Raw genomic sequence first — 22,628 nt, 5'->3', positions numbered from 1 at the left:
GCAGGGGATTTACAGCTAGCGCTATTCTGCTGGAGTTTCGTTATAATCGTGTGACGACGCTAGCCCTGAGACATGTGGTTTTGCCCTGAGCATAAATATTGCAGACTGAGAACGTTATGAAGTTTATTGATGAAGCAAAAATTGAGGTAGTTGCCGGCCGTGGTGGCAATGGTGCAGCCAGCTTCCGGCGCGAAAAATTTGTGCCTAAAGGCGGCCCAGATGGTGGTGATGGCGGTAAAGGTGGCAGTGTTTGGGCAGTGGCAGATGAGAATATCAATACGCTGGTTGAATATCGTTTTGTTAAACGCTATCAGGCTAAAAATGGTGAAAAAGGCCATGGATCTGACCGTTATGGGCGTGGTGCCGATGATATTGAGCTAAAAATGCCGGTGGGAACGCTGATTCGTGATGCGGATACGGAGCAGGTGGTGGCTGATTTAACTCATCATGGCCAAAGAGTATGCTTAGCTAAAGGTGGTAAGGGTGGCTTAGGAAATATTCATTTCAAATCTTCAGTTAACCGTGCGCCAAAGCAGGCGACGCCGGGGGAAGAGGGTGAGGCACGCAGTTTGCTGCTGGAATTGAAAGTGCTGGCTGATGTGGGCTTGCTGGGTATGCCCAATGCGGGTAAATCTACTTTAATCAGTGCGGTTTCAGCAGCGCGTCCGAAGGTAGCCGATTATCCATTTACTACATTACATCCGAATCTGGGCGTGGTGCGTAGTGATGATAATCATAGTTTTGTGATGGCCGATATTCCAGGTTTGATTGAAGGTGCGGCAGAGGGGGCTGGTCTGGGACACCGTTTTTTGAAACATCTTTCGCGTACTGGTTTATTGCTGCACGTGGTGGATCTGGCTCCATTTGATGATGGAGTGAATCCAGCAGCCGAGGCGCTGGCGATTGTAGAAGAGCTGCGCCGTTTTGATGAAGCACTGCATGATAAGCCGCGCTGGCTGGTGCTAAATAAAATCGATATGCTGGCTGAAGATGAACGGGCAGCACGGGTGGCGCAATTTCTTGCTGATATTGGCTGGGATTATCCGCAGCCGGATGATGAGTATGAATTTGACCTGTCTGTGCCGCGGGTATTTGAAATCAGTGCTCTGGCACATCAGGGAACTCAGGAGTTAGTGCAGACTATTCAGCGGTATCTGGATACGCGGCATAAATTACAAGCAGAGCTACAGGATTCAGATAAGGCTGTTACTGAAATTATGCCATCTAATAGTTTAATCCAACCGGAATGATTCCGCCATAATTGCAAAAAGCCACCTGTTGCAGGTGGCTTTTTTATGGAATTGTTTTGTATGAAGAAAATGTATGTTTATTTTGTTTGCTTTTTAGCAGTACGGCGGCCTAGCAAGCGATATGCAAATTGAAGAATTAAAACGCTGATAAGAGCCATTACGGCTGCCATGGATATCTGTTCTATGTTGTAGCTGGTGGATTTGATGGGTGTAACGGTATGTGCCGTTGCTTGATAAATTGCAATGGTTATGCTGCGGTTAGTACGCAGGCTAGTACGTATCTGCTGATGTTGTGCCGTTTGCTCGATGATTGTGTATTTGAAGGTATCGTTGTCATTTTTTTGTTTGCTGCCTTCTGTGTTTTTGGCCAAAAAAGATGTGCCGGCCAATGGGTGCTGCTGAATATAGGAATAGGGTAAGGCTAGAAATGAACCATCTGGATTAAATGCAGCAATGGTTAAATCAGAATGCCACGGTTTGTGGTTGCTGGCAGTGCGACTATCTATTGTGGCTAGGATAAAGATATACAGAATACAGAAACCACAGAATAATATTAATTTAAGTATGCGCTGTTTCAACTGGCGCGGACGTTTCTGGGTTGTGGAAGAATGGGTTGCGGAATGAGGCTGATTATTCATGATGTGCTGTACCACTGTGGTTTATTTGGAGCTGGCCGTAAGCTTGACTGTGATCCGGATGGTGATTTTACCTAATTTCTGACTGTGCTGAAGCTGAATTTTATTTGTGGTTTGGTGAAAACCTATAGTCTGGAGCGTACAGTATTGACTATGGATTTTTGTGTTTTTTATGCTTGAATTGAATTTATTTTTTTATGGTACGGTACTTTTTGGGGTAATGGTAGCTTGCTGTTTTGGTAGTATTGAGTATAAATGGTATTTGAGTTTTCAGATGAAAATTATTATCATTAATTTTGGATAATTTTTTTAGGGCGATATATGAGTGAACAATACGATGTGGCTGAGCTTCAGGCAGCAGTCACGCGGCTACAGCAACTGGATTCTCTGGTACTGGCTACGGTAGGGCAGGATGGTGAACCGCATGCAAGTTATGCACCTTTTGCCGAGCATGATGGCTATCTGTATGTTCTGTTGTCCGGTCTGGCTTTGCATACACAGAATTTGCAACAGCAACAGCAGGCAAATGTTCTGCTAATAGAAGATGAAGCTTCTGCGCGCAATATTTTTGCACGTGCACGTATGAATTATGCTGCCGCTGTGACGACTGTTGAAAAAGATACAACTGAGGGTATTGCCGCTTTGGAGGCAATGAAGACCAAGCTGGGCAATACTGTTGATGTGCTTAGTGGGCTGCCAGATTTTATGCTGTTCCGGTTGCGGCTGGAAAAGGCACGGCTGGTAACTGGTTTTGGACGTGCTTTTGTGTTTACGCCAGGTGATGTGGCTGGTGCCGTGCAGTTAACGGAAAAGAATGCGAAAACAGTGTGATACTTTTGTACGTGGCTATTGGCCGGTAAAGAAAGATAAAATCCCGTACAATAGCTGTTTTCTGCGGATATACCGGAGCTGCGTGCATGTGGTGTTGGCCTAAACGAATATGGGTAATTATTCATACGGTATACGTATTTGGTTTGCTGGATTTGGTGCAGCCACATATTCGACCGTTATGGTTGCAAAAACTGGCACGCTGGTTTCCGCGCGGACGCCAGTACCGGCAAGAGTTGCCTGCGGTAAGATTGCGTTTGGCGCTGGAGAGTCTGGGGCCAATATTTGTAAAGTTTGGGCAGGTTTTATCAACTCGTCCGGATTTGCTACCTGCTGATTACGCGCGTGAGCTGTCATTATTGCAGGATCGAGTGCCGCCTTTTGACAGTGATGTGGCCATTAAGGTGATTGAAGCAGAACTGGGTAAGCCACTGGATGCTATTTATGCTCACTTTAATCCGCAGCCAGTTGCCAGTGCTTCTATTGCGCAGGTGCATGAGGCTAATTTGTTTGCTGCTAATGGTGGGGTAGGCCAGAAAGTGGCAGTTAAAGTATTACGTCCGAACATAGCGCCAGTAATTGATCAGGATTTAGCCCTAATGGCAGTGGGCGCACGCTGGGTAGAGTGGCTGTTTGCTGATGGCAAGCGATTGAAACCTCGAGAGGTGGTGGCAGAATTTCAAAATTATCTGCATGATGAGTTGGATCTGATGCGCGAGGCTGCTAATGCCAGTCTGCTCGGGCGCCAGTTTACTGACAGTTCGATGCTGATTATCCCTGCAGTTTATTATGATTATTGTGCCCGCCGTGTCCTAACTATTGAGTGGATGGATGGTATTCCGGTAGCGTGTTTAGACAGGTTGCGTGAAAAAAATATTGATTTACATCAGCTTGCCCGTTATGGTGTGGAAATTTTCTTTACTCAAGTTTTTGATAACGGCTTTTTTCATGCAGATATGCATCCGGGTAATATTATGGTGGCGGATGATGGTCGTTACATCGCTTTGGACTTTGGTATTGTCGGTACGCTGACTGATTACGATAAACGCTATCTGGCGATTAATTTTCTTGCTTTTTTTAATCGGGATTATCATCGTGTGGCAACAGCGCATGTGGAATCCGGTTGGGTACCGCCTGACACCAGAGTGGAAGAGCTGGAAGCAGCGGTACGTGCGGTATGTGAACCGATTTTTAATAAGCCGCTGGCTGAGATTTCTTTTGGGATGGTGCTGATGCGCTTATTTGAGACCAGCCGCCGCTTTAATGTGGAGATTCAGCCGCAACTGGTGTTACTACAAAAGACTTTACTGAATATTGAGGGCTTGGGACGGCAGCTTGATCCAGAGTTAGATTTATGGGCAACTGCTAAACCTTTTCTGACACGTTGGATGCATAATCAGATTGGTATAAAGGCTTTGTGGAAAACGCTGCGACAGGAAGCCCCGGATTGGGCACAGATGCTGCCGGCGCTACCGCGCAAGCTGAATGCGTTGGTGGATGAAAAGCGCCAGTTGGAATGGCGTGATGCTTATGTTCATCTGCTGCGCACGCAGCGGCAGCAGAACTTCTGGCTTGCAGTGATTGCGTTGGTTCTGCTGGCTGTGTTTGTGTTTAAGTGATTTGTGTGCGCCTCAATTAATTGTTGGTGCAGTTTTTATATTGTTGAGATTGTGAAATCTGCTTATAGTTATAAGACTTGATGGTGTGGATTTCAGCAAAGTATTCTGTTTGTTTTTCGCTGCGACCTGTCCGCAGTAGATTATCTGTAAAGGAGTAGCCTTGTGTCGCGTATGTATCCTTATCCTTTGATTGCAAAGGAAGGCTGGCCGTTTATTATCGGCAGTCTCGTGCTGAGCATATTAACAGTTGTCTGGTGCGGCTGGTGGTCGCTGCCATTATGGGTAATCACAGTATTTGTGGTGCAGTTTTTTCGAGATCCGGCACGTGATATTCCTGCAGATCCTGAGGATGTGCTGAGTCCGGCGGATGGACGTATTGTTGTGGTAAAAAAAACCTCTGATCCGTATCGAGGGGTGAATGCGCTGAAAATCAGTGTGTTTATGAATGTATTTAATGTTCACTCCAATCGCAGTCCGATTGATGGCAAGGTAGAACGGGTTGATTATTTCAAAGGTAGTTTTCTGAATGCGGCAGTGGATAAAGCCAGTGTGCAGAATGAGCGTAATGCGGTACTGGCGGTCACAAAGACAGGCAGGCCGGTAACTTTTGTGCAGGTGGCTGGGCTGGTAGCACGGCGTATTCTGTGTTATGTGCATGCCCATGATTTATTGCACCGTGGCGACCGTTATGGTTTTATCCGTTTTGGTTCGCGTGTGGATGTGTATCTGCCCGAAGATGCTACACCGCTGGTGGCCATCGGGGATAAGGTTCGTGCCAGCAGTACAGTATTGGCTAAGTTGCCGTTAGCGGCACCTGAGGAAGGTTCGGATGTAGCAGAAAGACAGGGTGCTGAACAAAATACGGAAGAACAGTCTGATATGGTGAAAGATGCGACTACCAAGGCTGCTGCGGCAGCACAGCATGTTTTGTCTCAGGAATGATGTTATTAATGATTATACAGGCTGTCTGTTCTTTACGGATTCAGGCAGCCTGTTGTTGTACAAACGCTAGTCTATGAAAGAATTATCTAAAGCCAGTTTATCTGCTCGACTAGAACCTGAACGAGTGCTGCTGGTGGGTGTGTTGCTGGACAAAGATTTTCCGGTTACGGCTGAGCGCCGAACCAGTCTCTTTGAAGCAGCACTAGATGAGGCGCAGGAGTTGGTACGAGCTACCGGAGCAAAACTGGTGGCTGTGGTGCCATGCAGACGCCAGCAGGCAAATGCTGCATTGTTTGTAGGTAAAGGCAAGGCAGAAGAACTGGCTCAGCAGGTATTTGAGACGGAAGCTAATCTGGTTGTCTTTAATCACGCTCTGACACCGACACAGGAACGTAATCTGGAAAGATTGCTGCAATGTCGGGTGTTAGATCGCGTTGGTCTGATTCTGGCTATTTTTGCTCGACGGGCACAAAGTCAAGAAGGGCGCCTGCAGGTTGAGCTGGCGCAGCTGGTGCATTTATCCAGCAGGCTGGTACGTGGTTACGGACATTTGCAGAGTCAGCGTGGTGGTATAGGACTGCGCGGGCCGGGGGAAACTCGTCTGGAAACAGACCGACGCCTGATTAGACAGAAAATCACGCGCTTGCGCCATGAGTTGCAGCGAGTTCGACAGCAGCGGGCTACGCAACGTAAAAGCCGGAATCAAGGAAAATTACCGCTTTTTGCGTTGGTCGGTTATACAAATGTGGGCAAGTCCAGCTTATTTAACCGTCTAAGTAAAGCGCAAGTGGTGGCAGAGGATCAGTTGTTTGCGACGCTGGATAATACGGTGCGTCGCTTGTATCTGAATGAGCAGATCAGTGTGCTTTTATCGGATACTGTTGGTTTTGTTCGCGATTTGCCACATGGTCTGGTAGCTGCATTTGCGGCAACGCTTGAGGAAACAGCTCTGGCTGATGTGCTGCTGCATGTGGTGGATGTAACGCATCCTGAGTTCGAACGCCAAATCGACGATGTAAATACTGTATTGACGGAAATTGATGCAGCAAACATACCACAATTGATTATTTATAATAAAATTGACAGACTGGCTGCAGAGCAGCGGCCGAAGGGAATAGTACGTGACATTCGCGGGCGCCCTCAGGCTGTATATATTTCGGTAAAGGATGGTAGCGGACTAACTGATTTACGTATGGCTATGATAGAACTGGCCAGTCTGAAGCATACACCACATCATGAACAGGACGGGTTGGTGAAGCCTGTCGAGGATAAAACTAAATATGACACAACAAGCTGATGTAATGAAATCTAACCGTCCAAATCGGCCGTACCGACGCCGCCTGCGTGATAATAGTATTTATCTATTGCCCAATGCGTTTACTTTAGCCGCACTGTTTGCCGCTTTTTACGCGATTACTCAGTCTATGCATGGGCATTATGAAATTGCGGCGATTGCTGTTTTTATTTCTATGCTGCTGGACGGTATGGATGGACGGGTAGCGCGTCTCACCAATAGCCAGAGTGCATTTGGAGAACAACTAGACAGTCTGGCCGATATGGTGAGTTTTGGTGTGGCTCCAGCACTTATTGCTTATAAATGGCAATTATTCCATTTTGGTAAAATTGGCTATTCGGTAGCATTTATCTATTGTGCCTGTGCTGCTTTGCGTTTGGCTTTATTTAATACATTGATAGGTAAAGTAAGCAAGAAGTGGTTTATCGGAATTCCTAGTCCGACGGCTGCTGCACTAGTAATTGGCCTGATTTGGGTAAGTCATACTTTTCAAGGACTGCCTCATTTGGACTGGTTATGTCTGATTATTACTTTGTTTGGCGGTTTATCCATGGTGGTGCAGATACCTTTTTGGTCGTTTAAAGAAATTAATGCCTATCGTAAGGTACCCTTTTTTGTAATGATTCTGGCGGTGATTGCATTGCTGGTAGTGACGTGGGAACCATCAGTGGTGCTGTTTGCCTTTTTCTTGCTTTATAGTTTGTCTGGTTATGTGATGTTTATCTGGCGCTTACTGACGAAACGCAAGATTCAGCCTGAATCGTGATAAAAAATAATTTACTAAGGGAACAACAATAAGCTGGTTTATTCGAAATAAAGGAGGATAGCTATGGCTGTTAATCTGGCCGTGCCAAATGATAGGCAGGTTCTAGCCATTGATGGTGTACAGGTCTTTGTGGGACAAGCGGGTGTTAAAAAGCCCGATCATGATGATTTAACCCTGATAGTACTGAATGGCGTCAACAGCATCGGCGCTGTTTTCACTCAAAACCGTTTCTGTGCTGCACCGGTACAAATTGCTAAGCAGCATCTGGCTACGGATACAGGAGTGCGTGCGCTGGTGATTAATACGGGTAATGCCAATGCAGGCACTGGCCGGCAGGGTTTGGCCGATGCTGAATTTATCTGTGAAAAAGTGGCTCAACAAATTGGCTGTGCAGCAGCACAAGTGCTGCCGTTTTCAACTGGCGTGATTCTAGAACCATTACCGGTAGACAGGATCGTGGCGGCACTACCTAAAGTGAAAGTTGTACACTGGCCGCAGGCAGCAGCGGCGATTATGACCACCGATACCGTTCCCAAAATGGCCAGCCGTACAGTCTCTATAGATGGACATAAGGTACATTTCACCGGTATTGCCAAAGGTTCGGGCATGATTCATCCGAACATGGCTACAATGCTGGGATTTGTGTTTACCGATGCTGATATCGCTCAGCCATTGTTGCAGCAGATGGTGGCTGAAGTAGCAAATACTTCTTTTAATGCCATAACGGTAGATGGAGATACTTCTACCAATGATAGTTTTGTGGTGGTAGCTACCGGAAAAACTGAACTTGGTCGGATCGACTCTGAAGCCAGCAAGGATTATGCTGCAATTAAAACGGTACTGGCTGATGTAGCACTGGAGCTGGCGCAGGCTATCGTACGTGATGGTGAGGGTGCATCCAAATTTATTACTATTGATGTGCGTAATGCGTTGACGGAGGCTGAAGCCCGTCAGGTGGGTTATGCAGTAGCCCGTTCACCGCTGGTAAAAACAGCCTTTTACGCCAGTGATCCTAATCTTGGTCGTATCTTGTGTGCCATTGGTTATGCCGGTATTACTGACCTTGATGTTAGCGCTATTAAAGTGTATTTAGGTGATGTATTGGTAGCCGAAAAAGGTGGGCGCGCCTCAAGCTACACTGAAGAAGCCGGACAACAAGTTATGGCACAGGACGAAATAACAGTAACAATTGATTTGGCTCGTGGTGAAGCTCAAGCGAAGATTTATACTTGTGATTTATCTAAAGAGTATGTGGCCATTAATGCGGATTACCGCAGTTAAATATAATGTATGTAATATTCTAGCCATCAAGCCGATATAACATCAGCTTGATGGCTGTTTATTTATTTTTGTACGGCAGTAATTTTGATTTCTACTTTCCATTGCGGATTGGCCAGTGCGGCCTGCACACAGGCTCGTGCCGGTGTGTGGCCAGGGACCACCCATTTATCCCACGCTTGATTCATACCTGCATAATCCTGTAAATCATTCAAGTAAATCACGGCTTCACATATATGTTGTTTGTCGCTGCCACAGGCGGCAAGGATACTGTCAATCTGTGCCAGTACGTTGGCAGTCTGGGCGGTGATGTCTGCTTCTTCATTCGTGGGTACTTGTCCGGCCAGAAATATCAGACCATTGGCAATGGTGGCTTCAGCAAGGCGGTCACCGCTCTGGTAAAATTTGATACTCATATACAGGTTCCTGATGAAGGTAAATAAATGATGTTAGCACAGTTATTTTGGTCTGAAAGGATGCGGTGTACGGATGAGTAAAAGTAAATTTCCAGTCACGCCTGCAATTCGTTTTCTGCGCGACCATCAGATACCATATGAACCAATGGAGTATGCTTACGTTGAGCATGGAGGGACAGCACAATCTGCTTTGGCGCTTAATGTGGACGAGCATGCAGTAATTAAAACCATTGTTCTGCAAAATGAGCAGAAACAGGGACTGATTGTACTGATGCATGGTGACCGGCATATTTCTACACGTCAGCTGGCACGAGAGCTCGGCATGAAACATATCGAACCGGCCAGCCCCCAACAGGCCAGTAAATGGACAGGATATCTGGTAGGTGGTACCAGTCCGTTTGGTAATAAGGCGGGTTTACCGATATATGTCGAAGAGAGTATCTATGCTTTGCCACTGATTTATATAAATGGCGGCAAACGCGGATTTCTTGTAAAAATACAGCCACAGTATTTGGCTTGTCTGCAACCACAATCGGTGCACGTGGCTACAGAAACAGAATAAATATTAATTAGTATACGGGCCAAACCGAATAATGGTCTGGCCTGTGCGTTCTACTACAAGTGAACATTTATTTCAGTTGTCCACGCTGATAAGAATCATTAAAAGGCTTGAAGTTGTGGTCGTGAAGTTTCTGAGCAGCATCAGCCAACCAGTTTGTATTGCGGAGCAATACCCTTCCCTCCATAATCAAGTCGGCCTGTTTGGTTTGCAATATATATTCTGCTAAATCCGGACTATCCAGTAAGCCCACTGTTGCCACTGGAATTCCAACTACTTGCTTCATAGCGGTAGCAAAAGGTGTTTGATAGCCGCCGTGTAAAGGTAAATCAGGAGCGTAATCCATTACGCCACCGGTAGATACATCAATTACATCAATGCCGTCACGTTCTAACCACTGGCCTATTTGCTGCCAGTCGGCAATTGTGTTTTGCTGACCACTTTGGTCGTAGTCTGATAAAGACAGACGTACCCATAGTGAACCAGAAAAATGCGCACGGATATCGGTAACAATTTCATGCAATAGATGATATCGATTGGCTAAAGAACCACCATAGTCATCGCTGCGATGATTACTCAATGGCGAAAGGAATTCACTGATAAGATAGCCATGTGCGGCATGAATTTCAATTACATCTACGCCGGCTTGCTGTGCTCGCCTAGCTGCTGCAATAAAATCAGTACGGATTTGTTTGATTTCGTCCTGAGTAATTGCCTTTGGAATTTTGGAGCTAGAATTAAAGGCAATAGCACTGGGTGCAAGTGGCTGGAGTGCGTCTTCGGCTTTGCGTCCGGCATGAGCCAGCTGTACACCAACTTTACTGCCCAGATAATGCAACGAACCCACCAAATGAGTGAATTTTTCAGTCTGCTTATCATCCCACAAACCTAAATCATGTTTGGTGATACGTCCTTCAGGCTGTACAGCAGTGGCCTCAATCATTATCAGGCCTACATTAGCAATGGCTCGTGCCCCATAATGAGCAAAATGAAACGGCGTGACAATGCCATCTTCTTTTTTAACTTCATACATGCACATTGGTGCCATAACAACGCGGTTTTTCAGCGACAATTGGCCAATGGTAATAGGGGATAACAAGATTGACATTATGTTTTCCTTTTTTTAAGTTCCTACATGAGCGTGATTTTCTGGAACTGTTTGTCTGTAGCCATATTTAGATAAGGTTAAAATCCAGTTTATAAATAGTTATAAAAATCACAGCTTATTAATTAATGTATCTTTTTTATCGGAGTTATAATTTAAATTATTGATATAAATTGAAAATTTTTCCTAATACAGTATCTTTCCAATTCGTACTGGCTAAAAATGCTTAAATTATTTATTGCTATAATTTATGGCACAGATCGCCATATCTAAAACCCAGCCAGTCAACATCAATATTTTTTCCAAAAGCAATCACTTTAAATAATTCGCCCATTTCTTGTGTATCAAGAAGGGTATGACAGGCCGCTGCTGCCTTTATATACGCTGTTTCATCCGGCAGGCCTGTTTGTGCTAAAAGTTCGGTAATACCTAGATTCAGCAGAAAAGTTGCCTGAGTGGTATAGCCAATTAAATCGAGCTTATTTTCTACCCCAGCATCGGCTATGCAGGTGAAATTAACATGTGTAGTTAGATCGGTTAGACCGGGGTAATAAAAAGGATCATGGATGGTGTGATGGCGATAATGGCCGATTAAAGTGCCTTGTCGTCGCTGCGGATGGTAATACTGCGCCGCATCGAAACCATAATCTATCCAAATCATGGCGCCGCGGTGCAGTTTCTGTGCCAGTGTGGACACAAAAGCATGTTGTTGCGGATGCAATTCAGACTGATACATTTCGCTAGTGACAGGAAATGTTTCCATTACCTGTTGCTTTATCTGCAGATTTTTAACTGGCTGAGGAGACCAGCACAAATGGTTATCCTGCCAGCTTACGCCCATTTCTTCTATTTGATTTCCCACACACTGATATATCGGTACCGGCATGGCATCTAATACCTCATTGCCGAGCAAAATGCCGTCAAACTGTGCTGGTAAACAGCTTAAATGAACAACTTTATCGGCCAAATCAGGGATATGGGTCTGAATAAATGTGCGCTGACGCTCGGCCAGCTCGGCTGATAGTTCGATGATGTAGTAATGCTTAAGTTGTCCACTATCTAATGCAGTCAATACAGAAGTAGCTAGCTGGCCAGTACCAGCTCCAAATTCGTAAATATTGCCAGCCGTTTGTGGCAATAATGCATTTAATTGCTGTGCTAGTGTATGACCAAAAAGCGGAGTCAGTATAGGAGCAGTAATAAAATCGCCATCTTGTCCAAATTTCTGTGCACCACCGGTGTAATAACCATAAGCCGGTGTGTACAGTGCCATCTGCATGTAATCAGCAAAAGAAAGCCAACCACCCTGCTGGTTGATTTTTTGCTGAATTAACGAAGTGAGTGTTGCTGAGTTAGCCGCAGCAAGTTTATCCGGGATAGGTAAATTATCCATAGGTTATATGGTGAATATGTAAACAGAAGAGCATTATAAACGCTCCCTTCAGCCTGTGCTGTCTTGCATCAATATGCTTAAACGGCACAATGGTTAGGGTTTAGAAGAATAGTTAATTAATGTATTGAATTAGATGATTTTTTCAATAAATAGTGGTTTTTCTGAGTGGCTAAAATTTGACTTGATTGCATTGACCCTGCAAGCAAAATTGACTTATAGTGTGAATAAGTGTGTAAAGGTGTGGCAAAGTGGGGGATAATCCCGAATCACTCAACTGGAGCTAATAATGTTTGGCGGCGCGTATGAATTAAGTATAGACAGCAAAGGGCGACTGGCAATACCAGCTAAGTTTCGCGACTTGCTGGCGCGTCATTTCACTCCAGTACTGGTGGCTACGCTTGAAAAGCGCACACATTTATTACTTTATCCTGAATCATCATGGCGAAGTGTAGAGGCGCAGCTTTTGCAGCTACCGGTGGCGGGTAACAGGGTATTGCAGGCTTATCAGAATTTGCTCTTGCATAATGCAGACACTATGGAACTGGATAGTGCAGGCAGAGTTTTGTTGCCGGCGCATCTGCGTCGGTTGGTGAATTTTGAGCGTGAAGTATATGTTGTAGGTCGTGCTAATCGCATCGAAGTATGGGGTAGGGCACTGTGGGAAGAACAAAATAATGCCGCATTGGATATGGATGAAGACATGCTGGCAGCAGAGCTGGGCAAGACCCAGCTGCAATTATGAATAAATCAATGAGTAATGGCGGCCACATAACAGTGCTGCTGAATGAAGCAGTTGCTGCTTTACATGTGAAACCTAACGGTGTCTATGTTGACGGAACTTTTGGCCGTGGCGGCCATTCGCGCCAGATACTGTCGCAGCTGGGAAATAATGGCAGGCTGGTGGTGTTTGACAAGGATCCACAGGCAATAGCTGTGGCGAGGCAGCTGGCACAGCAGGATAATCGGGTACAGGTAGTACATGAAGGCTTTTCAGCGTTAAACAGCTCACTGAAGCAGTTGGGTATCAACAAGATTAACGGAGCGCTGTTTGATTTGGGGATTTCATCCCCGCAAATTGATGAAGCAGAGAGAGGCTTTAGTTTTCGCTTCGATGCACCGTTGGATATGCGCATGGATACCACACGCGGGCAATCGGCTGCAGAATGGCTGGAGGTGGCTGAGGAGCAGGCGATACACGAGGTAATTAAAAATTATGGTGAAGAACGGTTTAGTCGCCAGATTGCACGGGCAATTGTGGCACAGAGAGAAGAGAAGCCAATTACCACAACCGGCCAGCTGGCGCGTCTCGTCGCACAAGTCGTCCGTACTCGTGAGCGCGCACAGGATCCGGCCACACGTACCTTCCAGGCCATTCGCATCTTTATTAACCGTGAACTGGAAGAAATAAGCGGGGTGCTGCCACAGGCAATGGAACGCCTGAATACTGGTGGCAGGCTGGCAGTGATTTCATTCCATTCACTTGAAGATAGAATTGTAAAACATTTTATGCAACAAAATAGTCGGCCAGCGCCTCTGCCACGCTGGGCTGTGCTTAAGGAAGCGGAGCGTGAACAGCCTCCGCTACGTCTGATTGGTAAAGCGCAGAAGCCTGCTGCTGCTGAAATTGCAGCTAATCCACGCGCCCGTTCGGCAGTATTGCGTGTAGCAGAACGTAGTTGATGGAAAAGATTTATGGTTGATTGGCTATGAATAAAATCAACATTATTTTGCTGGTATTAGTACTGGCTTCAGCTTTTGCTGTTGTAACAGTACAAGATCGTTCGCGCCAGTTTTTTATAGCGTTGGATAAGGCTCAAAAAGGGGAGAGTCTTTTAAATGAAGATTTCAGCCGGCTGAAATTGGCACAGGCGCGGCTATCCAATCATCAGCTGATTCAGGACGCTTCAGCACGCCAGAATCTGCATTCACCATCATTGGCCGAGACACGGATGCTGGCTGCTCCGCGGCCTGTTAAATGATGAAATAAAAGGTTACAGATTAATGGAAACGCTGCTAACCGGCAGCACTATCCAGCAGTGGAACAAACTACTATGTTAATTAAAAACGATTATAAGCCACGCATGCTGACCCGCGAAGTGCAGCAGGTAAAACCTGTGACCACGAACGGAAGAATAGTATTGGTGCTGGGTGCTCTGGCTGTGGCCTTCGCCATGCTAATCGGACGCGGTGTGTATTTACAGACTGAAAAACACGAATTTTTAAAAGAACAAGGTGACCAGAGATTTGTGCGTACTCTGCCATTGGTAGCCACACGCGGCACAATTACTGACCGTAATGGCGCGGCACTGGCTATCAGTGCGCCGGCTGATTCTTTGTATGCAGTGCCTTCAGCCATGGAGCAGATGCCGACCGATGCGCAACTACAGCAATTGTCAGCTTTGATAGATGTGCCATTGGCAACGATTAAAAGCCGTCTCAGCCGTAATAAAGACTTTATCTATCTGAAACGTCAGCTGCCACCAGAAGTTGCCGAAAAAGTTGCTGCGCTTAATATAAAAGGCCTGGCATTTCAACATGAAAGTAAGCGTCATTATCCTATGGGGCCGATTTTTTCCCATATTATTGGTTTCACTAATATTGACGGCAAAGGACAGGAAGGCTTGGAGCTGTCCCGCGAAAGTGTTCTGCACGGTGTAGACGGTGCTAAAGTGGTATTACGCGATAACAAAGGCAACATAGTTGACAGTCTAGATTCACCACGTAACCAGCCGCCCAGAAATGGTACCAATATGGTACTGTCCGTTGATCAGCGTATTCAGTCTATTGCTTATGAGTCTTTAAATAAAGCAATGCAATTCCATCAAGCTTCAGCGGGTTCGGTAGTGGTACTGGATGGTAAAACAGGGGAAATTCTTGCACTGGTAAATTCACCGGGATATGACCCTAATAACCCTGGAGCCACAGAGAGTGATGCCCGCCGTAACCGTGCGGTAACCGATATGATTGAGCCGGGTAGTGCGATGAAACCGTTTACCATTGCTAAAGGGCTGGACAGCGGTAAAATCAGACCTAGCAGCGGTTTCAATACTCTACCGTATAAAATTGGTCCGGCCACAGTGCGGGATACACATAATTACCCTTACCTAGATGTCCGCGGCATTATTCAGAAGTCGTCTAATGTAGGTACAAGTAAAATTTCTGCTATGTTTACGCCGGAAGAAATGTACAACATGTATACTTCTATCGGTTTTGGCCATCGCATGCATTCTGGTTTTCCCGGTGAAACACCAGGGGTCGTGCGTGACTGGCATAGCTGGCGCCCTATTGAGCAGGCAACCATGTCTTTTGGATACGGCATTCAGATGAGTTTGCTCCAGTTGGCACGTGCATACACCATATTTACTAATGATGGTGTACTATTGCCGGTAAGTTTTCTGAAACTGGACAAAGCACCGCAGGGTGAGCGCATCATCCAGCCGAAAACGGCGCAGGAAGTACGGCATATGATGATTGCCGTTACCCAACCAGGTGGTACCGGCCTGCAAGGTGCGATTGACGGCTATGATGTTGCAGCTAAAACTGGTACTGCACGTATGCTTGTTGATGGTCATTACTCAGATTCCAAGCACATGGCTACATTCATTGGTTTTGCACCGGCAGATAATCCGCGAGTAATCGTAGCGGTGAATATCCAGAATCCTACTGCCAATGGCTATTATGGTGGCCCGGTTTCCGGTCCGGTATTCCATGATGTGATGGTAGGTACATTGAATGTGCTTGGTGTTTCACCCACAAGACCAGTTAATACAAGTGTGCACACTGAAAAACATTAATCTTTAGACAATCTGTGTCATCACAGATTGTTTTCTATTTATAAATAAAAATATTTGAAACGGCAGTATTATGTTTTCCCTGAAAAAGCCTTTGCCTGAGTATCATTTATCGGCTGAAACACACGCGATAGTTGCAGGAAGAAACTTGCGTGCGGACAGTCGACAGGTTCAGCTAGGCGATGTGTTTGTGGCCTGTCAGGGAGAGTATTCCGATGGTCGTGATTTTATTCAGTCTGCTATCGATAATGGGGCCGAATTTGTTTTCTGGGATGATGATGGCCATTTTCAGTGGCAGGAAAGCTGGAAAGTAAAAAACGAGCCGGTAGCAAATTTACACCAGCGTGCCGGTCTGGTAGCAGCTGCCTGCTATGATAATCCGGGCAGCAAACTAGCTATTTGGGGGGTGACCGGTACCAATGGTAAAACCTCGGTATCCCAATGGCTGGCGCAGGCATCAGATATTCTGGGTAAGAAATGCGCCATTATGGGTACGGTAGGCAATGGGTATTGGCTGCAGCTACATGATACTGTCAATACTACCATGGACGCGGTAACCAATCAGACTTGGTTGCGCCGCTTTGTTCAAGAAAATGCCTCTGCAGTGGCCATGGAAGTATCCAGTCATGGCTTGGATCAAGATCGTGTAGTGGGTGTGCCTTTTACCAGCGCTGTCTTTACTAATCTAACCCGTGATCATCTTGATTATCATCATAGCATGCAGAATTACGGTGCTTGTAAAACTTCACTTTTCTACTGGCAGGGTCTAAAACACGCCATTATTAATATTGATGATGAATTCGGCTTTCAGTTATGGCAGCAATTGCATCGTGATTGTTCGCAGTTAACTGTACTGGCTTATGGTTTTCATGCACAAGCAGATATTCACATTGCTCACTTTCAGGCCTCAGCTAATGGTATGCAAGTACAATTAAGCACCCCATGGGGAGAAGGTCTTGTGCATACCCATTTACTCGGGCGTTTCAATGCACAGAATCTGGCAGCCTGTGTCGGGGTATTGTGTGCCAACGGTTTTGCTTTCGCAGATGTACTGGCGGTCTGGCCGCATATTCGGCCAGCTACCGGACGAATGGATTGCTTGATGGGCGATAAACAGCCATTAGTAGTGGTGGATTATGCACATACGCCAGATGCGTTGGAAAAGGCATTGGCTACCTTACAAGAAATTAAACCGGCAGGTTCACATTTATGGTGTGTATTCGGCTGTGGCGGCGACCGTGACGCAGGTAAAAGACCACTAATGGGAGCGGCTGCAGCAGCAGGAGCAGATTATGTGGTGGTAACCAGTGATAATCCGCGTACAGAAAATCCAGAGGCGATTATCAATGATATTTTACCGGCAGTGGCTGAACCGGCATTGGTGGAAATCGACCGTTGCAAGGCAATTGATTATGCAGTAAAGCATGCTGCCATAGGCGATATTGTACTGATTGCTGGTAAGGGGCATGAAACCTATCAGGATATCGGTGGCCACAAGCATCATTTTTCTGATTTTGAAGTAGCGCAGGCAGCCTTACAGCAGCGTGGCTGCTGAAATGCATATATTGAAATAACATGTCGAATTTAGATCTAAATTTTATTTATCAAACTTTTGGACAGGTATTACCGAGCCATAACCAGCCGGTAAATAGGGTGATTATCGATAGCCGCCTGATTCAGCAGGGTGATGTGTTTGTGGCTATTCAGGGAGAACACTTTGATGGCCATGATTTTATTGATGAAGTGCTGGCAAAAGGAGCAGCGTTGTGCATTGTCAGCTGCTCTGACTGGAAGACTAATGCACGTTGTTTAGTGGTTGCCGATACACAACAGGCTTTAGGCCAGCTGGCTCATGCATGGCGTATGGTTGTTAATCCGCAATTGCAGGTTTTCGGTGTGACTGGTTCGGCTGGCAAAACTACTGTAAAGGAAATGCTGGCTACTATTCTGCGTTGCCACGCGGGTAAAGATGCGATTTTGGCAACTGCTGGTAATTTTAATAACCACATAGGGTTGCCATTAACATTGCTGCAATTAAAACCGCAGCATCGCTACGCCGTAATTGAGATGGGCATGAATCATGCCGGCGAACTGAGTTATTTAACTGGTTTGGCGCGTCCAGATTTTGCTCTGGTTAATAATGCTTTGCGTGCTCACATTGGCTGCGGTTTTGCAGATGTGGCCGATATCGCATGTGCTAAAAGTGAAATCTACCAAGGTTTAAATGCTAATGGGATTGGCTTTGTTCCGACTGATGACGGACAGTCTGAGCTTTATATCAAAGCTTTGCATGGTAAAAGATGTGTTCGCTTTGGTACAAAGCTGGGTGATGTGCATGCTGAAAATATTGTTTTGCAGCCATTAGGCATTGCTTTTGACCTGCACAGCCTGCAAGGTGAGACTCATATAAATATACCCGTGCCCGGATTGCATATGGTACACAATGCGGTAGCAGCCTGCGCGATGGCGCTGGCTGCTGGTTTACCTTTGTCAGCTTTGCATGGACTGAATGCATTTCAAAACGCCAAAGGCCGCTTGCAGCAGAAGCACAGTTTGAATGGTGCGCTGGTTATTGATGACACTTATAATGCCAATCCTGATGCATTCAAGGCTGCGATTGATGTACTGGCAGCTTTTCCGGCACCACGGGTCATTGTTATGGGTGCCATCGGTGAGCTTGGCAATAATGCTCCTGCTTTGCATGCTGAAGTTGGTGCCTACATGCGTGAACGAGGTATTGAGGCTGCGTTTTTTATCGGTGATAACAGCCAATATGCTGCCGAAGCTTATGGCGCTAAAGAAGCGTTTTATCAGGACAGAAACCGGCTGATTGAGGATTTACGCGCCTGGGATCAGCAAACGGCGACTATTCTGGTGAAAGGTTCACGTTTTATGCACATGGAAGATGTGGTTGCGGCTTTAACGCAAGAATAAAATGCGGTAACCATTGATTGCCGGTTTGATTGTTTGATGCTTTCGTTACCGGTTTAGGTTGTCGGAACAATTATTTCCGTCAGCAGTGATTATTTGATTAACCGTCATGGCCTGAGCTGTGGCAAGGAAAAACAACCATGCTTTTGTGGTTAGCTGAACTTTTTCATTATTGGATAAGTGGTTTTCATTTATTTCAATACACTACTTTCCGTGCTGTAATGGCTGCGCTTACGTCTATGGGACTAAGTCTTGCATTTGGACCATGGATGATCCGCAAATTAACTCAACTCAAGGTCGGACAGGCCGTTCGAGATGATGGACCCAAAACCCATCTAATTAAAAGCGGTACTCCCACAATGGGCGGAACGCTGATTTTATTGGCAATTACGGTTACAACATTATTATGGGCCAATCTGGCTAATCCTTATATTTGGGTGCTGTTGCTAGTGATGCTCAGTACCGGAGCGCTGGGCTTTTATGATGACTGGAAAAAGGTCGTTTACAAAGACCCGCATGGTGTATCGGCTAAATTCAAGATGATATGGCAATCTACCGTAGCGCTAATTGCTGGAGTGGTGCTGTTTTATGCTGCGCATTTAAGTTCAACAACTACGTTTATTGTGCCGTTTTTCAAGGAAATTGCTTATCCTTTAGGTGGTATAGGCTTTGTGGTGCTGACTTACTTTGTGATTGTTGGCACATCCAATGCGGTTAATTTGACGGATGGTTTGGATGGGTTGGCGGCTTTTCCAGTAGTGCTGGTGGCTGCGGGCTTGTCTATTTTTGCCTATGTGAGTGGACATGCAGAATTTGCACATTATTTGCAGTTGCCTCATGTGCCCGGCGCCAATGAAGTCATGATATTTGGTGCAGCCATTTGTGGTTCGTGTCTGGGTTTCCTATGGTTTAATGCTTATCCAGCACAGGTATTTATGGGTGATGTCGGTGCATTGGCTCTGGGTGCCGCCTTGGGTACGATAGCGGTGATAGTGCGTCAGGAAATTGTGCTGGTGATTATGGGCGGCTTATTTGTTGTAGAAGCTTTGTCAGTGATGCTACAGGTAGGTTCATATAAATTACGGCGTAAACGTATTTTTCTGATGGCACCGATTCACCATCATTTTGAGCAGAAAGGCTGGAAAGAGACGCAGGTAGTGGTACGTTTCTGGATTATCACCATGATTTTGGTGCTGGTGGGACTTTCTTCTCTGAAAATACGATAATGGCCTTAAAATATTAGTTTCAGGCCTTGAATGTGTAACTGAAAAATAAATGTAGGACTAAGCCATGACTGACTGGCGTAATAAAAAAGTTTTGGTTGCAGGGTTGGGACGTACCGGTGTTTCAATGCTGGCATTTTTGACTCAAGCTGGCGCTAAAGTGTCCGCATATGATATGCAGCTGGATGAAGCAACGCGTCAGTCAGTTCTCAATCATTATCAGGTTGACATTCATACAGGTGAATTGGCGGCAGTGTTGAATCAGCATCATTTTGATGTGCTGGCGTTAAGCCCAGGTATAAGCCAACGTGATACAGCAATTGTTGCTTTTAAACGTGCCGGTGGGCAAGTAGTTGGCGATGTAGCTATTTTAGCTGAACTACTGGCTGGTAGCGGTAGCAAAGTAATTGCAATTACCGGATCAAATGGCAAAACCACCACTACCAGTCTGGTAGGATTTTTATGTGAAAAGTGTGGTCTGGATACCGTCGTTGCAGGCAATATAGGCACACCGGTTCTTGAAGCTTATCTAGCACGCGACGGCAAAACCGCCGATGTGTGGGTGCTGGAACTTTCCAGTTTTCAGCTGGAAACCACTCCTTGTCTCAATGCCACTGTGGCTACAGTGCTGAATGTGTCTGAAGATCATTTGAATCGCTATGATGATTTACTTGATTATGCACACAGTAAAGACCGGATTTTTCGTGGTCACGCCATGCAGGTATTGAATGCCGACGACACATTCTGTTGTGCCATGCTGCGGCACGAACATAATGTGAAATGGTTTTCTTTACAAAAAAATACCGACTACTGGCTGAATCAAGGTGCTCTCTCTGCTGGTAATGAAGCTTTACTATCCTTTGATGCACTACCTCTGCAAGGCAAACATAACGCTTCCAATGTGCTGGCTGCGTTTGCTTTATGTGAAGCCATAGGATTATCGCGAGCGCAACTGCTGCACCATGTTGGTGCTTTCAAGGGTTTGCCGCATCGGGTTGAAAAGGTGGCTGAACTCAATGGTGTCACATTTATTGATGATTCAAAGGGAACCAATGTCGGTGCAACTTGTGCGGCATTGTTTGGGCTGGATAAACCAATCGTGTTGATAGCGGGTGGACAAGGGAAGGGACAGGATTTTTCGCCGTTGCAAACAGCTTTACGTGGTAAGGCTCGGGCAGTGTTGCTTATTGGAGTAGATGCACAGCAGCTAGGGTCTGTTCTGGACGGAGAAAATTATCCGGTTGAATACTGTGATGATTTACCGCAGGCTACTCAGCGTGCCTTTGCACTGGCTAAAGCGGGTGATATCGTGCTACTAAGTCCAGCATGTGCCAGTTATGATATGTTTAAAGGATATGCCCACCGAAGTGAAGTATTTGTTGCCAGTGTGCGACAGCTGCAGGATAGCCAGGCATGATTACCGAATCACGTTTACTCGACCGTAAATTATTACGCCGCGGCGATACATTCGACCAGTCACTGCTATGGATGGTAGTGCTGATGGCCAGTTTTAGCCTGATTATGGTGTATTCGGCTTCTATTGCTTATGCCAGACATGATGGCGGCAGTACTTATTTTTATCTAGTACGTCAGGCAGTTTTTCTGCTGTGCGGCGGGCTGCTTGGTTGTATTGCCGCGCGTATTCCTCTGCGTACATGGAAAAAACTTACACCACTAGTATTACTGCTCAGTATTCTGTTGTTGATACTGGTACTGGTGATGGGGCGTGAAATTAACGGTGCCCGCCGCTGGATTAATGTGGGTATGGTCAATATTCAGCCTACAGAAGTGTTCAAGTTGGCTATTATTCTGTATCTGTCTAGTTTCTTTACCCGTCGAGCGGAAATATTAAAAGAATTTAAAAAGGTTTGGTTTGCTGGTATTCCTGTCGGTCTTGGTCTTGGGCTGATTATGCTGGAACCGGATTTTGGATCATTTGTTGTAGTATCCGTTATTGCTGTCGGCCTGCTGTTTCTGGCTGGTTTACCTTTTCGTTGGTTTATGGCGGTTGTTGGTTTCGGTTTGCTGGCCATGATTTTGCTGGTGCTGTTTGAACCTTACCGTATGGCGCGCGTGGCCGGTTTTCTTGACCCGTGGGCTGATCCGCTTGGTAAAGGCTATCAGTTGACCCATTCATTAATGGCCATCGGTCGTGGTGGCTGGTTTGGCGTCGGGCTTGGAGCCAGTTTGGAAAAACGTTTTTATTTACCAGAAGCTCATACCGATTTTATCCTCGCGGTAATTGGAGAAGAATTCGGTTTTGTTGGTATTCTGGTACTAATGTTTTGTTATATTTGGTTGGTGATCAGAGCTTTTTCAATTGGCAAGCAGGCACGTGATCTAGAGCTGTTTTATGGTTCATTTGTTGCCAAAGGTATTGGTATTTGGTTGGGTATCCAGAGCTTTTTTAATATTGGTGTCAATATTGGACTTCTACCAACTAAAGGCTTAACTTTACCTTTGCTTTCCTATGGCGGTTCTGCGGTGATGATTATTCTTATTTGCGTGGGCTTGCTATTACGAGTTGATTATGAAAACCGACGGGTCATGCGTGGTTTTAAAGTTTAATTTATCCTCAAACATAATGAGTAAAGCGGA

The 22,628-nt window shown here is 45.8% G+C and carries 21 protein-coding genes; 17 read left to right on the top strand and 4 right to left on the bottom strand.

Annotated elements, in window-relative coordinates:
• Window positions 1–116: 116 nt before the first annotated feature.
• Window positions 117–1,250 carry a GTPase ObgE gene (gene obgE, locus J3U64_RS04845; protein ID WP_267408496.1) on the top strand — a complete coding sequence of 378 codons (1,134 nt, stop codon included), beginning with the start codon at window positions 117–119 and terminating at the stop codon, window positions 1,248–1,250.
• A gap of 77 nt (window positions 1,251–1,327) precedes the next feature.
• Here obgE and J3U64_RS04840 read toward each other — a convergent pair whose 3' ends face one another.
• Entirely contained in the window at window positions 1,328–1,888 is a 561-nt protein-coding gene (locus J3U64_RS04840) for a hypothetical protein (RefSeq protein ID WP_267408495.1), read from the bottom strand.
• A gap of 318 nt (window positions 1,889–2,206) precedes the next feature.
• Between J3U64_RS04840 and J3U64_RS04835 the strand changes: the two genes are divergently transcribed.
• The 6 genes from J3U64_RS04835 to argJ all read left to right on the top strand — a co-directional run bounded on the left by J3U64_RS04835 (window position 2,207) and on the right by argJ (window position 8,615).
• Window positions 2,207–2,716, top strand: a complete 510-nt coding sequence (locus J3U64_RS04835; protein WP_267390643.1) for a HugZ family protein — start codon at window positions 2,207–2,209, stop codon at window positions 2,714–2,716.
• 86 nt (window positions 2,717–2,802) lie between these two features.
• Window positions 2,803–4,332 (top strand): ubiquinone biosynthesis regulatory protein kinase UbiB, encoded by a 1,530-nt coding sequence (ubiB, locus tag J3U64_RS04830; protein WP_267408494.1) that lies wholly within the window; start codon window positions 2,803–2,805, stop codon window positions 4,330–4,332.
• Window positions 4,333–4,494: 162 nt separating this feature from the next.
• The gene (locus J3U64_RS04825) at window positions 4,495–5,274 is read left to right on the top strand and encodes a phosphatidylserine decarboxylase (RefSeq protein ID WP_267408493.1); all 780 of its coding nucleotides are present in this window, start codon (window positions 4,495–4,497) and stop codon (window positions 5,272–5,274) included.
• Window positions 5,275–5,347: 73 nt separating this feature from the next.
• Complete coding sequence (gene hflX / locus J3U64_RS04820) at window positions 5,348–6,571, top strand: GTPase HflX (RefSeq protein ID WP_267408492.1); 1,224 nt, start codon at window positions 5,348–5,350, stop codon at window positions 6,569–6,571.
• A gap of 4 nt (window positions 6,572–6,575) precedes the next feature.
• Window positions 6,576–7,334 (top strand): CDP-diacylglycerol--serine O-phosphatidyltransferase, encoded by a 759-nt coding sequence (gene pssA / locus J3U64_RS04815; protein ID WP_100140537.1) that lies wholly within the window; start codon window positions 6,576–6,578, stop codon window positions 7,332–7,334.
• A 63-nt stretch (window positions 7,335–7,397) separates the two neighbouring features.
• Window positions 7,398–8,615 carry a bifunctional glutamate N-acetyltransferase/amino-acid acetyltransferase ArgJ gene (gene argJ, locus J3U64_RS04810; RefSeq protein ID WP_267404233.1) on the top strand — a complete coding sequence of 406 codons (1,218 nt, stop codon included), beginning with the start codon at window positions 7,398–7,400 and terminating at the stop codon, window positions 8,613–8,615.
• Window positions 8,616–8,677: 62 nt separating this feature from the next.
• Here argJ and J3U64_RS04805 read toward each other — a convergent pair whose 3' ends face one another.
• Entirely contained in the window at window positions 8,678–9,028 is a 351-nt protein-coding gene (locus tag J3U64_RS04805) for a RidA family protein (protein WP_267404234.1), read from the bottom strand.
• A 73-nt stretch (window positions 9,029–9,101) separates the two neighbouring features.
• Here J3U64_RS04805 and ybaK point away from each other — a divergent pair, with 73 nt between their 5' ends.
• The gene (gene ybaK, locus J3U64_RS04800) at window positions 9,102–9,590 is read left to right on the top strand and encodes a Cys-tRNA(Pro) deacylase (protein WP_267404235.1); all 489 of its coding nucleotides are present in this window, start codon (window positions 9,102–9,104) and stop codon (window positions 9,588–9,590) included.
• A 67-nt stretch (window positions 9,591–9,657) separates the two neighbouring features.
• Here the strand turns inward: ybaK and J3U64_RS04795 are convergent, their stop codons facing one another.
• Window positions 9,658–10,695, bottom strand: coding sequence for an oxidoreductase (locus tag J3U64_RS04795; RefSeq protein WP_267408491.1), 1,038 nt, complete (start codon window positions 10,693–10,695; stop codon window positions 9,658–9,660).
• Between the two features lie 238 nt (window positions 10,696–10,933).
• Window positions 10,934–12,085 (bottom strand): class I SAM-dependent methyltransferase, encoded by a 1,152-nt coding sequence (locus J3U64_RS04790; RefSeq protein ID WP_267408490.1) that lies wholly within the window; start codon window positions 12,083–12,085, stop codon window positions 10,934–10,936.
• Window positions 12,086–12,371: 286 nt separating this feature from the next.
• Between J3U64_RS04790 and mraZ the strand changes: the two genes are divergently transcribed.
• From mraZ to ftsW, 9 genes are all read left to right on the top strand, one after another.
• Window positions 12,372–12,827 (top strand): division/cell wall cluster transcriptional repressor MraZ, encoded by a 456-nt coding sequence (mraZ, locus tag J3U64_RS04785; RefSeq protein ID WP_037404983.1) that lies wholly within the window; start codon window positions 12,372–12,374, stop codon window positions 12,825–12,827.
• Window positions 12,824–13,765, top strand: a complete 942-nt coding sequence (gene rsmH, locus J3U64_RS04780; RefSeq protein ID WP_267408489.1) for a 16S rRNA (cytosine(1402)-N(4))-methyltransferase RsmH — start codon at window positions 12,824–12,826, stop codon at window positions 13,763–13,765. The genes mraZ and rsmH overlap by 4 nt, the downstream gene beginning before the upstream one ends.
• Before the next feature lie 26 nt (window positions 13,766–13,791).
• Window positions 13,792–14,064 (top strand): cell division protein FtsL, encoded by a 273-nt coding sequence (gene ftsL, locus J3U64_RS04775; protein ID WP_100140393.1) that lies wholly within the window; start codon window positions 13,792–13,794, stop codon window positions 14,062–14,064.
• Window positions 14,065–14,136: 72 nt separating this feature from the next.
• Window positions 14,137–15,879: a peptidoglycan D,D-transpeptidase FtsI family protein gene (locus J3U64_RS04770; RefSeq protein ID WP_267408488.1), complete on the top strand. Its 1,743-nt coding sequence runs from the start codon at window positions 14,137–14,139 to the stop codon at window positions 15,877–15,879.
• Window positions 15,880–15,949: 70 nt separating this feature from the next.
• A complete protein-coding gene (locus tag J3U64_RS04765; protein ID WP_267408487.1) occupies window positions 15,950–17,431 on the top strand; it encodes a UDP-N-acetylmuramoyl-L-alanyl-D-glutamate--2,6-diaminopimelate ligase in 1,482 nt (493 codons plus the stop codon).
• A gap of 20 nt (window positions 17,432–17,451) precedes the next feature.
• A complete protein-coding gene (locus tag J3U64_RS04760; RefSeq protein ID WP_267408486.1) occupies window positions 17,452–18,810 on the top strand; it encodes a UDP-N-acetylmuramoyl-tripeptide--D-alanyl-D-alanine ligase in 1,359 nt (452 codons plus the stop codon).
• Between the two features lie 137 nt (window positions 18,811–18,947).
• Window positions 18,948–20,033 (top strand): phospho-N-acetylmuramoyl-pentapeptide-transferase, encoded by a 1,086-nt coding sequence (gene mraY, locus J3U64_RS04755; protein ID WP_100140389.1) that lies wholly within the window; start codon window positions 18,948–18,950, stop codon window positions 20,031–20,033.
• A gap of 64 nt (window positions 20,034–20,097) precedes the next feature.
• Window positions 20,098–21,447: a UDP-N-acetylmuramoyl-L-alanine--D-glutamate ligase gene (murD, locus tag J3U64_RS04750; protein WP_267408485.1), complete on the top strand. Its 1,350-nt coding sequence runs from the start codon at window positions 20,098–20,100 to the stop codon at window positions 21,445–21,447.
• A complete protein-coding gene (gene ftsW, locus J3U64_RS04745) occupies window positions 21,444–22,598 on the top strand; it encodes a putative lipid II flippase FtsW (RefSeq protein WP_100140387.1) in 1,155 nt (384 codons plus the stop codon). Before murD ends, ftsW begins: the two co-directional genes overlap by 4 nt.
• Window positions 22,599–22,628 lie beyond the last annotated feature (30 nt).

The sequence above is a fragment of the Snodgrassella sp. B3800 genome (assembly GCF_026535865.1).
GTDB lineage: Bacteria > Pseudomonadota > Gammaproteobacteria > Burkholderiales > Neisseriaceae > Snodgrassella > Snodgrassella alvi_E.
The sequence above is the reverse complement of the archived record's forward strand: the minus strand, read 5'-3'. Positions and strand labels throughout refer to the sequence as shown.

Bases quoted from the DNA above. Each gene is read 5' to 3' on its own strand.
- ubiB (WP_267408494.1), top strand. From the start codon at position 2,803: ATGTGGTGTTGGCCTAAACGAATATGGGTAATTATTCATACGGTATAC.
- J3U64_RS04795 (WP_267408491.1), bottom strand. From the start codon at position 10,695: ATGTCAATCTTGTTATCCCCTATTACCATTGGCCAATTGTCGCTGAAA.
- mraZ (WP_037404983.1), top strand. From the start codon at position 12,372: ATGTTTGGCGGCGCGTATGAATTAAGTATAGACAGCAAAGGGCGACTG.
- argJ (WP_267404233.1), top strand. From the start codon at position 7,398: ATGGCTGTTAATCTGGCCGTGCCAAATGATAGGCAGGTTCTAGCCATT.
- hflX (WP_267408492.1), top strand. From the start codon at position 5,348: ATGAAAGAATTATCTAAAGCCAGTTTATCTGCTCGACTAGAACCTGAA.
- J3U64_RS04835 (WP_267390643.1), top strand. From the start codon at position 2,207: ATGAGTGAACAATACGATGTGGCTGAGCTTCAGGCAGCAGTCACGCGG.
- J3U64_RS04805 (WP_267404234.1), bottom strand. From the start codon at position 9,028: ATGAGTATCAAATTTTACCAGAGCGGTGACCGCCTTGCTGAAGCCACC.
- obgE (WP_267408496.1), top strand. From the start codon at position 117: ATGAAGTTTATTGATGAAGCAAAAATTGAGGTAGTTGCCGGCCGTGGT.
- mraY (WP_100140389.1), top strand. From the start codon at position 18,948: ATGCTTTTGTGGTTAGCTGAACTTTTTCATTATTGGATAAGTGGTTTT.
- J3U64_RS04790 (WP_267408490.1), bottom strand. From the start codon at position 12,085: ATGGATAATTTACCTATCCCGGATAAACTTGCTGCGGCTAACTCAGCA.
- ybaK (WP_267404235.1), top strand. From the start codon at position 9,102: ATGAGTAAAAGTAAATTTCCAGTCACGCCTGCAATTCGTTTTCTGCGC.
- J3U64_RS04840 (WP_267408495.1), bottom strand. From the start codon at position 1,888: ATGAATAATCAGCCTCATTCCGCAACCCATTCTTCCACAACCCAGAAA.
- J3U64_RS04765 (WP_267408487.1), top strand. From the start codon at position 15,950: ATGTTTTCCCTGAAAAAGCCTTTGCCTGAGTATCATTTATCGGCTGAA.
- J3U64_RS04760 (WP_267408486.1), top strand. From the start codon at position 17,452: ATGTCGAATTTAGATCTAAATTTTATTTATCAAACTTTTGGACAGGTA.
- ftsL (WP_100140393.1), top strand. From the start codon at position 13,792: ATGAATAAAATCAACATTATTTTGCTGGTATTAGTACTGGCTTCAGCT.
- pssA (WP_100140537.1), top strand. From the start codon at position 6,576: ATGAAATCTAACCGTCCAAATCGGCCGTACCGACGCCGCCTGCGTGAT.
- rsmH (WP_267408489.1), top strand. From the start codon at position 12,824: ATGAATAAATCAATGAGTAATGGCGGCCACATAACAGTGCTGCTGAAT.
- ftsW (WP_100140387.1), top strand. From the start codon at position 21,444: ATGATTACCGAATCACGTTTACTCGACCGTAAATTATTACGCCGCGGC.
- J3U64_RS04770 (WP_267408488.1), top strand. From the start codon at position 14,137: ATGTTAATTAAAAACGATTATAAGCCACGCATGCTGACCCGCGAAGTG.
- murD (WP_267408485.1), top strand. From the start codon at position 20,098: ATGACTGACTGGCGTAATAAAAAAGTTTTGGTTGCAGGGTTGGGACGT.